This is a genomic window from Candidatus Omnitrophota bacterium (assembly GCA_041648975.1).
In the GTDB taxonomy this organism is placed as follows: domain Bacteria; phylum Omnitrophota; class Gorgyraeia; order 2-01-FULL-45-10; family 2-01-FULL-45-10; genus JAQUSE01.
This window is the reverse complement of sequence record JBAZNZ010000023.1, coordinates 23,396-35,006: the sequence shown is the minus strand read 5'-3', so window position 1 is coordinate 35,006 and position 11,611 is coordinate 23,396. Positions and strand designations below refer to the sequence as shown.

Annotated in this window: 13 protein-coding genes and 1 tRNA gene; all 14 read left to right on the top strand. The window is 45.0% G+C overall.

Annotated elements, in window-relative coordinates:
* On the top strand, nucleotides 1–182 hold a 182-nt coding region (locus WC592_07810; protein ID MFA4982352.1), incomplete at its 5' end, for a hypothetical protein.
* Nucleotides 183–363: 181 nt separating this feature from the next.
* Complete coding sequence (locus tag WC592_07805) at nucleotides 364–3,171, top strand: P-loop NTPase fold protein (protein ID MFA4982351.1); 2,808 nt, start codon at nucleotides 364–366, stop codon at nucleotides 3,169–3,171.
* 226 nt (nucleotides 3,172–3,397) lie between these two features.
* The gene (locus WC592_07800; GenBank protein ID MFA4982350.1) at nucleotides 3,398–3,715 is read left to right on the top strand and encodes a type II toxin-antitoxin system RelE/ParE family toxin; all 318 of its coding nucleotides are present in this window, start codon (nucleotides 3,398–3,400) and stop codon (nucleotides 3,713–3,715) included.
* Nucleotides 3,712–4,002 carry a NadS family protein gene (gene nadS, locus WC592_07795; protein MFA4982349.1) on the top strand — a complete coding sequence of 97 codons (291 nt, stop codon included), beginning with the start codon at nucleotides 3,712–3,714 and terminating at the stop codon, nucleotides 4,000–4,002. Before WC592_07800 ends, nadS begins: the two co-directional genes overlap by 4 nt.
* Nucleotides 4,003–4,442: 440 nt before the next feature.
* Nucleotides 4,443–4,721, top strand: coding sequence for a GIY-YIG nuclease family protein (locus WC592_07790; GenBank protein MFA4982348.1), 279 nt, complete (start codon nucleotides 4,443–4,445; stop codon nucleotides 4,719–4,721).
* A gap of 554 nt (nucleotides 4,722–5,275) precedes the next feature.
* Nucleotides 5,276–6,205: a metallophosphoesterase gene (locus tag WC592_07785; protein ID MFA4982347.1), complete on the top strand. Its 930-nt coding sequence runs from the start codon at nucleotides 5,276–5,278 to the stop codon at nucleotides 6,203–6,205.
* 12 nt (nucleotides 6,206–6,217) lie between these two features.
* Nucleotides 6,218–7,312: an LptF/LptG family permease gene (locus tag WC592_07780; protein MFA4982346.1), complete on the top strand. Its 1,095-nt coding sequence runs from the start codon at nucleotides 6,218–6,220 to the stop codon at nucleotides 7,310–7,312.
* 9 nt (nucleotides 7,313–7,321) lie between these two features.
* Nucleotides 7,322–7,465 (top strand): hypothetical protein, encoded by a 144-nt coding sequence (locus WC592_07775; protein ID MFA4982345.1) that lies wholly within the window; start codon nucleotides 7,322–7,324, stop codon nucleotides 7,463–7,465.
* A complete protein-coding gene (gene trxB / locus WC592_07770; GenBank protein MFA4982344.1) occupies nucleotides 7,462–8,427 on the top strand; it encodes a thioredoxin-disulfide reductase in 966 nt (321 codons plus the stop codon). Before WC592_07775 ends, trxB begins: the two co-directional genes overlap by 4 nt.
* A gap of 65 nt (nucleotides 8,428–8,492) precedes the next feature.
* Nucleotides 8,493–8,567 (top strand) — tRNA-Phe (locus WC592_07765).
* Nucleotides 8,568–9,031: 464 nt separating this feature from the next.
* Entirely contained in the window at nucleotides 9,032–9,547 is a 516-nt protein-coding gene (locus WC592_07760) for an NUDIX hydrolase (GenBank protein ID MFA4982343.1), read from the top strand.
* A gap of 13 nt (nucleotides 9,548–9,560) precedes the next feature.
* The gene (locus WC592_07755; protein MFA4982342.1) at nucleotides 9,561–10,742 is read left to right on the top strand and encodes a class I SAM-dependent rRNA methyltransferase; all 1,182 of its coding nucleotides are present in this window, start codon (nucleotides 9,561–9,563) and stop codon (nucleotides 10,740–10,742) included.
* A 75-nt stretch (nucleotides 10,743–10,817) separates the two neighbouring features.
* Nucleotides 10,818–11,159, top strand: a complete 342-nt coding sequence (locus tag WC592_07750; GenBank protein ID MFA4982341.1) for a hypothetical protein — start codon at nucleotides 10,818–10,820, stop codon at nucleotides 11,157–11,159.
* A 1-nt stretch (nucleotide 11,160) separates the two neighbouring features.
* Nucleotides 11,161–11,604, top strand: coding sequence for a hypothetical protein (locus WC592_07745; GenBank protein ID MFA4982340.1), 444 nt, complete (start codon nucleotides 11,161–11,163; stop codon nucleotides 11,602–11,604).
* Nucleotides 11,605–11,611 lie beyond the last annotated feature (7 nt).

Below are 11,611 nucleotides of genomic sequence, written 5' to 3'. Positions count from 1 at the left end.
GTAAATGGCCCTTCGGCAGGCTCAGGGCCATACTGAGCGAGCGAAGCGAGTCGAAGTATGGTATTTTTGCGATATGTGGCTGGATTAACGCTGGCATGATGGCCATTTACCAGGAATTGGTCGATATTTGGCTGGATTTATCTCTAGTAAATGGCCTGGTTGGAAATAAGCCAAAAAAATAAGCCAAAAATAGTGAAAACTACTATTAATGGTGCTACAATAAACAAGGTTAGGTTATGGTGTATCAAAAATATAGGGGTATAGATGAGTATAAATAGTAAAGGGCTATTCATAGTCCGTTCAAAGCTTACGCTATTGTGTATCATAATAGTTACTATTCTGTTAGGATGCGCCCTTCCTGAGATGAAATTTTGGAAGAGTGACTGGTTTTCCGGATTTAAGTGGTTATTTATAGTTTCAATGATGGTACTTTATTTTTCTATTAGCGGGGTCTTATTTTTCAGAACAACATTACGCAAGCAAAAAATTTGTAGTCAATCATCGTGGGTTTATTATCTATTTTGGGATGCAATATTTGCGCTACCCGTAATATTATATTTATGGGATTCACAAATTCACCATTTAAAGTGGAAAGAAATAATAATATCGAACCCACGCGCTCTATTTTTTTATGCCACTTATCTTAGCATAATTTTATTAGGCAGTATTATATATAGGAAAATTCCAAAATCTAAAGTTAATGATAATTTCCGTTTTTCACCAGATTCCGTAGGTTTGGATCGAGATGCACTCCGTTTTGCTGACATTGCAAAAAATGCTGCTCAAGCTATCAGTGCTAGCCAAGATTATGTAACTGTTGTTGCGGTGCATGGTAGGGATGGTAGTGGTAAATCTTCTCTTGCAAGAATGATAATAGAATCATTCGATCAAAATGACATTCTTTACTCTTATATATCATTGACTGAAACAAATGAGGTAAAAGGCTTTTCAAGGTTGTTCTCAGAGCGGTGGCATGAAACATTAAATTCTAGATATCCAAAAATACAAGTAACAGAATATATCCCATTGATGAACTCGATTTTTAGGGAATCAGGGAACAATTTTTATCTCGAACTTATGAATTGTTGCCTAAAAATTAATTTTGCGCCTCTTCCTACGAGAACTAAAGTGTGTGATAAAAATAATAACAATAATAACTGCTTTGTGACTAACGAGGTGGCAGCGCTTTTTGGCAATATTTCAGAATTCAAAGAAAATTTATGGATAATTGTGATTGATGAATTTGAAAGGTCTCCTTTGGTGGAAACTTACAGGGTGATAGAGACAATTGAACGCTTCAAAATGAAAGGGAGGGAAGGGCTTCCCATTAGAATCATTTTTATGGTTTGCGTAGGGGACGATTTTACTGGACTTATGCAAACAGCTGAAAATAAAGAAATTCAGTATTTGGTAAAAAATTTCTTTATAGATAATCCAAAAAATATATCTCATCATCTGTTTTTGCCTCCCATACAACAGGAGATTAGAGAAGATTTCATTATTCAAAAACTAATTGCATTCAAAAAGGCTAATAATATTGAAGGACTCCCTAATAGTAACGAAGATATTGAGCGCATTGCCATTAATCCTATTAATAGATTTTTGGATGAAAAGTCTTCCATTAGTTTTGTTATTAATATACTGCTAGATGAGTCGCCAAGGACAATAAACAGATGCATTTTAGATGTAGAATTTTTTTACAGAGCTTTTCGAGATTATAATGGTTACGAAAGAAAAGATGCCATCCGATTTAGCGATATCCTATTAATGTCTTATATCAAAATAAAACATAGCGACCTCATAAGATTTTTTAGCATGACAGTCGAGGGTCTATATCGAGAATCAGAAGGCAAGATAGATGCAAAAGATATGATTATTGAAATTGGGCGAAGAAATTTGGAAAAAATGACTGCTGAAAAAAATGAAAAGGAAGAAGAAAAACTATTAAAATGGATAAGGGATATTCTTGATATACCAAAAGAAGAATATGATAAATGGAAAAATCCGTATTTTGCAAATTTAGTTGCGGCAATATCACATTCCTATATTGATAGAGTTAATAACTTGGATGCCCCAGAAAGCGGGATTAATTATGATGGAACTTTATCTGACCCCCATAGGCTCTATGATTATTTAACGCTTATCAGCGAATTTGCAGAGGACACAAAAAAGAAGTTAATTAACATATATAGAGGGCATGAACAAATGAAACTCGATCTAGGAAATCTAGAAAATTCGATTTTGATTAGTTATTCACATATGCTGCGCGATATTAAAAAATCACCCGTGCGACTAAATTTAGATGTTGCTACAACGCTATGTAATAGAATTATTAATATGACGATAAAACTACAGCCCAGTGCAACTCAAAGAGAAACGGTTCTGGCAGATGCGTTATATCAATTTTGCTTTCAGCTTCTAGAAGTGATAGAAGACCTGCGACACAACAAAAAAAATAGCGAATATGCAATCTCTGCCATTAATTTATTTACGACATTATTAAATTCTGCAAGCGTAGACACCGGATCAAAATTTGTCGTTATCAATTCGTTTGCCAATGATGAAAGAGGTGGCAGTTCTGATATTCATTTTAGACTTCAAAATGCCTTCGAAACAATGCTTGAAATTGATAAGGATGGAATACTCAAAGCAATACAACATGTTTTTAACGAAGCTGATGGCCGATATTTGAGCGGAAATGATATTATATATGACAAAGAAGAGAACTTTTTCTATGTTTTATATCAATTGTGGTCTGGTAATAAAGATAACAAAGAAGAGATTGCGCGTATTCATGCAGCTGCTAGTAGGGGATTAGAAAATCATCTCGAAGTTATTAAATTATATTGGGAACATTTCCCTGCGCCATTAAATGCACAAAATTATGACGATGCGCTCGAAAATGATTATTCCTTTGTGCATACAAAAATAGAGTTTAATATTACACTAGAAAAACTAATAGAAATATCAGATAAACAAGCGCCGAGTGCTTTCAGCGAAGAAGAGAAAAGAAAAATTGAGTTATGGAAAAAAATTATTAATAATCCCGAAGATGCAGCTAAATATTATCAAAAATATGCAGTTAAAAATGACGATACTACTTTAGCAGCATTCTTAATAAGGAGAAAATATCTTCAAAATTGGCCGCCACATAGTATTGGAGTAGCGTAAATACGCTTACCAGAAGGAAAGAGCTATGGATCTTCCCAAAGGAAGCGCTAAGATCGGGCAAAGAAGGGTATGATAATGAAATAATTGATAAGGCAAAACTGTTGCTAGATTTATTATATTTGCCCATCAAAAGACAAATAAACACTATTAAACGAAAATAAAAAAAGTTCTTATCAGGGCTTGACAAATATACGCCAATGACGTATGCTTAATATGCAGGAGGAATATGGAGCTTATAGAAACACCCATTTTTACTAAGAAGATAATTGATATACTTTCGGATGATGAATATGCCGATATGCAGTGGCGTTTAGCAGTTAATCCCGAGGCAGGTCCAGTCATACCGCATGGAGGCGGTATAAGGAAATTAAGATGGCGTATTGCTGGTAAGGGTAAAAGTGGTGGAATAAGAGTTATATATTATGTATATGCGCGAGATCAAAAGATATATCTCTTATATCCTTATAAGAAGTCAGAACAAAAAGACCTTACCAATGAGCAATTGAAAGTGTTAAGAAACTACGTAAAGGAAGGTGTCTTATGAAAAATAGAGAATTTAAAGAGTTATTAACTAGCATAGATCAGGCTAGGAAAATACATGCCGGCAAACTTAAGGCAGGGCGAGTTACTAAATTTAATCCCCACATGATTAGAGATATACGACTTAAACTTCGTGCCTCTCAGGCATCGTTTGCGCGTATGATAGGCGTGAGTATCGATACTCTGCAAAATTGGGAACAAGGGCGTAGAAGGCCTCGCGGCCCGGCATTTGCCTTACTTAAAGTGACCGAGAGCAATCCACGGGCTGTTATAAAAGCTCTGCACGCATAACACCGATTCTGCTAATTAAAGTTAGATGATGAAGCAGTAAAAAGTGAGAATAGGCCAATGTCCACCTCGACGGAGTGGACATTTTGTAACGATTTGATTTATAAAGAGTTATGTAAGTTTACTCCAAAAATGACCGGACAAAGTGGACATAATTTAGCTTGTTTTGTCTGTTCGGACACCGAAAATCACCGAGGGATATTATCTCTGAACTCGAAAATTTCTTGATATTGCGGCGCATTGCTACTATAACACACTTGTAGAAATTAGAGATACTTTGCCGTAGGCTCACGGCCCACGGCTACCATGGTTCGACGCGGAAAAACCTCTCTCCTGTTAAATAGTAGGGAGGTTTTTCCTTGCTCACCATGGTGGTGAGCAAGCGAGCTGTCGCTCGTTTCAGGCGAGCGCGCCGAACCACCACACGAGGAGCAGAGGAGCATATGTGGCACGTCTACATAATTCAATGCGCTGATGCTACGTTTTACACCGGCATTACTACCGATATTCCTCGACGAATAAAAGAACATAATGCCAAAAAAGGCGGAAATTATACTCAAACCCGCACCCCTGTTAAACTTATCTACCAGGAACCCCAGCCCAATCACTCTGCGGCTCTTAAGCGTGAAGCTCAGATCAAGCGTTGGACTAAGAGCAAGAAGATAGCGCTGATAAGCGGCAATCTCACCGAACTTTCAAGGCTTAGCGTCTCTCGAGACTAATAATCTCTGGAATAGGCCGATTTATCTCTGATCCGGCTTACTTTTTGGAGCGTGTAGTAAATGGCCCTTCGGCAGGCTCAGGGCCATACTGAGCGAGCGAAGCGAGTCGAAGTATGGTATTTTTGCGATATGTGGCTGGATTAACGCTGGCATGATGGCCATTTACCAGGAATTGATCCTGGACGCGCGAAAACCTCTCCAAAGCGGGGTGGCGAAGCCGAGCAGGGTTGAAGGTCTTTTAGATTACTTCGGCGCTTCGCGCCTCGCAATGACGATTTTTTTTTCAGGGGTACCCCTGAAGTATGTTCGAACAAGGCGGAGAACACACCGCCATTTTTTGCCTGTAGATTTCGTCAGGGCAAAAAATGATCCCGAGTAGCCATAGTTAGACCGAGACTACGAGGGACTATCGCTAAAAGGACGCCAGCTCCTGCGAAAATTTCAATAAGGAAAAACGTTTCCCTTCTCTTATACATCTTATTCTTTTCATCCCCATATCTCCTATTGACATATCGCCAGTAAAGTTGTAACATATTATCCGACGGAGAGTTAAGATGAAGAAATTTGTTAAAATATTGATCGTGCTGGTCCTGGCGGCGGCGATATATTCGCTCATTCCTGTGGCCTCGCTATATATGACGAAGGATCCCGAGCCGTATACGAACGACCGGGCAGTCAGCCGGTTGGCCGGAAACGACGGGAATAATTTCCAGTTCATAGTACTCGGAGATAACCACGCGGGGCTCATATACAATGACAGCGCCACTCTAAAACTCGCTCGCCATATTAACAGAGAAGACAGGTTCAAGAAACTCCCGATAGATTTTGTCGCCATTTTAGGCGACGTTACTTTAAGGGGATCCGAATGGGACTATAAGACGTATAACAAGATACGCTCCCTGATAAAATGGCCCGTTGTGAGCGCTATAGGCAACCACGACGACGATAGGGGCGGCATAAAGTTCTTTGAAAAATATATCGGGAAGTATGAAATGGCCTTTGCCGACAGGAATTCGTATTTTATCATCGCGGATAACATATCCGGCGATATCGATGAGGAGAAGTTCGCGTGGCTCGAGAAGGAGCTGGAGAGGTCCCAGGCGTACGCTCACAGGTTCGTGATGCTGCATAAAGCGCCGCTCTCCCCGTATCAGCAATCGTGGTACAGGCCGGAATTGAGCCCGTGGTCCTATAAGTTCATGAAACTCTGTGAAAAGTATAAGGTCGATATGGTATTGTCGGGCCACGAACATATGTTCAAAGAAGGCCGGTACGGCGGGGTCACATATATAACGTCCGGCGGCGGCGGGATGTTCATCCAGGTGCCGGAATCGGACGGCGGGTTCCTGCATTATGTGGTCGTCAGGGTATACGGCGATTACGTGGATTACGAGGTGCGAAAGATATTCCCGCCTCTCTGGGAGTTCCTGACATACTATATGTGGAAAGAGCTCCTCTATTTTGTTAAAGACGTTCTCTACTGACAGATCCCGACAATGCGCATATTAAGAGACTACATATTAAAAGAGTTCTTTCACTCCTTCTTCATGTCGATCGTCGTATTCACGTTCGTTCTCCTCGTCGGTAATATCATACAGCTCGCCGACCTCGTCATAAATAAGGGCGTGGATATGTTCTCCGTCCTGAAATTATTTTTATACCTTATACCGTGGCTTTTAAGTTTCACCCTGCCGATAGCCACGCTCACCGGCGTCATACTGACGTTCGGGAGGTTCTCAAGCGACGGCGAGCTTACGGCGATGAAGGCGAGCGGGGTCGGCCTGTACAGGATATCGGTCCCCGTGCTGCTTCTTGGCGTGATATTCAGTTTTACCGCTTTCTTTATGAACGACCAGGTGTCGCCCGAAGCCAGTTTCGCGTCGAGGAGGGTCGTAAGGGACATAGGGATGCGCAGCCCCACCGCTTACCTGGAGGCGGGCACTTTCATAAGGGGCTTCGGGAATTACGTCATATTCATCCACGAAGTAAAAGGCAATATACTGAAAAATATCAGGGTCTACCAGCCCCAGGAGGGGAAGGCGACGCGCACGATCGTCGCGGAATCCGGGGAAGTCAATACCATGCCGGACAAGAACCTGGTGGAACTGAGGCTCTTCAACGGGACGAGCGAAGAGCCGTCGCCTACGGAACCGGACAGCTTCTATAAATTGAATTTCAAGACGTACAATATGACGCTCGACCTATCGAAGATAATCAAGAAAGAGAAGGTCAATAAGAAGACGAGGGAGATGACCATAAAGGAGCTTAAGGCGGAGATAAGGCGTTCCGTGTCGCAGGGGATAGACCCGACGCCCCTCTGGGTGGAGATATATAAAAAGGTCAATATGTCGGTGGCGTCGTTCGTCCTCGTACTCGTCGGGATACCGCTGGGTATAAGGGCGCACCGCAGCGAAAAATCGATAGGCTTCGGCATCAGCCTTGTGATATTTACGGTATACTGGGGGATGTTCCTCGGAGGGATAGCGCTTGCCCTGCGCGGGACGGTCCCGGCGTTTGCCGGCGTGTCGCTGCCCAACGCCGTTTTCTTATTATTGGGAGTAGTGTATTTTGCGCATACCGCGAGAAAATAAAAGGGGGAAATGATGGGACTGAAGAGCCAGTATCAGATGAAGATCAAGCAGAGGCAGAAGAGGCAGAAATCGAGGAAGAAATTGGCGGCAAAAGGCGAGAACTTGAATGAATATTATTACGGTAAGTACTACATCAAACTCGGAAAGTCATGAGTGAAATTTTTGACGTCGTTATAGCCGGCGGCGGGCCGGCGGGACTGACGGCGGGCCTCTACGCATCGAGGGCGCGGATGAAGGCCGTGCTGCTGGAGAAGTCCGGCCTGTGCGGCGGCCAGGCGCTGTTGACCGAGAGGATAGAGAATTTTCCCGGATTTCCTGACGGGATAGGCGGGGCGGAGCTTTCGGATTGGATGGCTAAACAGGCATGCCGTTTCGGACTCGAGGTAAGGACGGCGGAAGCTATTGCCGTTGCGGGAAATAAGGACGATAAGGGCGCGTTCTCGGTTAAGCTTGCCGAAGGCGGAGAACTGAAAACCCTCTCCCTGATAATAGCGACGGGCGCGCGATGGAATTTATTGGGCATACCCGGAGAGAAAGAGCTGACGGGCAGGGGCGTCTCTTATTGCGCTACATGCGATGGGCCGCTCTTCAAGGGTAAGGACGTCGTAGTCGTCGGCGGAGGAGACACGGCCCTCGAAGACGCGTTATTCTTGACGAAATTCGTTAACAAGGTGACGATCGTCCACCGCCGAAACATGTTAAGGGCGACAAAGATACTGCAGGAGCGGGTGAGAGAGAACAAAAAGATAGAATTGTGTCTTGATTCTGTGGCGACGGAGATAACCGGCAAGGGCAAGTGTGAAGCTGTTAAGATAAAAGACGTAAATACCGGTAAAACAGGCGAATTGAAGGCGAGCGGGGTATTTATTTTCATAGGAATTACGCCTAATTCCGATGTCGTAAAGAATGTGGTAAAGACGGACGAAAAAGGATATGTAGTCACGGATGACGATATGCGGACGTCTGTAGACGGCATATTTGCCTGCGGCGATATAAGGAAGAAGCTCCTGAGGCAGGTCGTTACGGCGACAGGCGACGGCGCCACTGCGGCATTCAACGCCGGGCATTACGTCGACAGGCTGAAAGGGGTGGAATACCCCGGGGCGGGAAAATAGTATTGACGGAATTTTTGTTTTGTGTTAGGTTATTTAAAAATTAGCACCAGAAGTCATACAATAGTGCCGAGATAGCTCATTGGTAGAGCGCCGCGCTGAAAACGCGGGCGTAGGCAGTTCAATTCTGCCTCTCGGCACCATTTTTTTCCTGTAGACTTTGTCGGGGCAAAAAATGATCCTGAGGAGGATGCAGTTAGACTGCAGTCCGACGAAGGACCTATATCGGCTCGCTAGTTATTGTAGGCAGGGCGAGTTCCGCCGGGTACTACTACGCGTACTCGCGTTATATGCCTTATGTTATACCGGGCATATTGGCTATTTATCTTCGCGCCGGCAAACGCGAACCTGGTCTTCCCGCTAATATTAGCCATTTTAATAATAGGATCATTTCCCCTGGACCGGGCCGATACAGATAACCTAAGGACGCTAATTTATGGTAAAATGATGTGGGTGGAGAGGTACCTTCAATATGAAGACGTGCCATCCGCCAATGCGTCGGCCGGATTCGCCGTGTACCCCACCAATCAGGAAACGGATTTAAGGGGTAAGCTCGACTATTTAAAAGAAAGGGGCCTCAACCTGTACTTGAGGGCCCGGGACTGATATGAAAGCGCGAAAAGATAAAGTGGTATTTAACGGCAGGCTGATAAAGCTGATCGTGAAACGTGTGAAGCTCCCGAACGGATATGTAGCAACTCTCGAGACGATAAAACATCCAGGGGCGAGCCTTATCGTTCCTCTTCTATCCAAAGACAAAGTGGTGTTGCTGAGGCAGTTAAGGCCCGTCATTAATTCTTATATCTATGAACTGCCGGCCGGCACTATCGACGGCAATGAAACCCCGCTCGAGTGCGCGAAGCGGGAGATCGTGGAAGAGATCGGATACTCGGCCGGAAAATTCACGCTTCTCGGGAAGATATATCCGGTTCCCGGATATTCGACAGAGCGGATATTCATATATAAAGCCCGGCGCCTTAAGAAGGCGGAACTTAAGAACGAGAAAGACGAAGTGATAGAGTCCCGCGTATTCACAAAAAGCGGGATCAGGAAGCTGTTCAGGGAAGGCAGGATAGTGGACGCCAAGACGATAGCGGCATTCGCGTTCTGCGGCTGGTTGTGAGGAAGGGAAGGTTATGGGGGATAAGACGATACAATTAAGAAGCGGCAGGCTCGGCAGGATAATGCCCGGCCACCCGTGGATATTCAAGAACCAGGTCCGCAAGACCGATGCCGCCATAAAGCCGGGAGAACTCGTTTCAATAGTAGACTCCGGGAACAAATTTATCGGCGTCGGGTACTATAATCCCAGGTCGGAGATCTCCGTCAGGATACTCAGTTTTGAAAAGGCCGGGATAGACAAAGAGTTCTTTCACCACCGGATAGAGGCGGCCTATAAGAAGAGAGAGCCTCTGTCGGGCGTGACCGACGCGTACAGGGTGATATTCAGCGAAGCGGACGCTTTGCCGGGGCTGATAGTCGACATATACCGCGATACGGCGGTATTCCAGGTCCTGACGCTCGGCATGGAGAAGTTCAAACCTGTCATTATAGACGGCCTCATGTCGATATTAAAACCGAAGCATCTGTACGAAAAGAGCGAATCTCCTTTCAGGAAGATCGAAGGATTGAAGGACATCAAGATATGGCACGGCGCGCCCGGAGATACCGTGATAGAGATACGCGAAGGACGGGCGAAGTTCCTGGTAGACATAGAGAACGGCCATAAGACGGGTTTTTACCTGGACCAGCGGAAGTCGCGCCTTGGGCTGGAGGGCCTCGCGAAAGGGAAGAACGCGCTCGACCTCTTCTGCTATACCGGGGCATTTTCGGTCTCCGCCGCCCTCTACGGCGCGAAGAGTGTCCGCGGCGTCGACATAAAAGGGGAATGGCTCTCTCTCGCCGGGAAGAACGCTGTCCTGAACGGCGTCTCCGGCAATATTGAATTCATAAAAGAGGACGCGTTCAAGGCATTAAAAGAGATACACGCTTCCGGTGAAAAATTCGACCTCGTTATAGTGGATCCCCCGTCGTTTTTAAAGACAAGGGGATCCCTGGTGAGCGCGTCGAAGGGGTATAAAGAACTGAACACGCTTGCCATGGGGGCATTAGCGGAGGAAGGGATCCTGGCGACTTTCTCCTGTTCCCACAGCATGCCCAACGAGACCTTTTCGACGATATTGAAAGAGTCGGCTGCCGCCGCGGGAAAGTCGTTCTCTATACTTAAGAGATGCCATCAGGCGGAAGATCATCCCATAGTCAGGGCGATACCAGAGACGGAATATTTGAAAGGGTATTTCCTGAAGATGCAGAGATAGGCTCCCGCATACGTTTCTATTTGTCAAATGCGCGCTTATCGGGTAAAATATTCATATCTTAATGAGGATATACATATGATAAAAAATATAGCGGTTGTTTTAACGGTCATGATGTGCGCGGCCGCGGCGACTCCATGCTATTGCCAGGATGAGGCCGAAGGCCGGGAGTTGATGACCGTCGAAGGCTATGTTACGACGGTCGACGATCGCGGATCGCAGATAAAGATAAGAGGTATCAAAAATACAGGCTTCTCCATAGATAAGAACGCGACCATCACGGCGGAAGACGCGAGCGATATAAAATTGTCCGATATCAATAAGGGCGATTACGTAGCGATAGAATATTATGATGAGCCTTCCGGCTCCAGCGTCGTGACGAGCATAGCGGTGCAGTACAAAGCAGGCGAGGGGTGGTAGTATGAGATCATCATATCTATCCGTGATATTTGCGTCAGCGGTCCTTATTATGTCGATGTCCGGGTGCGCCTCTTTCCGGGAGAACCTGAAGGTAGTCGCGGGCATATCCACGAAAGACATAGAGGCTTGCCGGAAAGACGCGCTCGTCAAGGTCCTCGATTGCGATTACAAGACATGCTATGAAAATACCGAGAAGCTGCTTAAGAAAGTGCCGAGGGCTCCGATATACGCCAGGACCAAGGACATGATAGCCATATATTATCTCGATCCGAATACCACTCCGGTCGGGATATTTTTTAAGGAGATAGACGCGACCCACACTCAGGTTGAGGTGGCGAGCCCTGCCTCCGGCAATAAACAGTATATCGCGGACTGCGTCTTCTCAGGTGAAGTGGAGCCGGAAAAGATAAAGAGCCGGTCGTTTATCGATTCGGTAGAATATTGATCAAAAA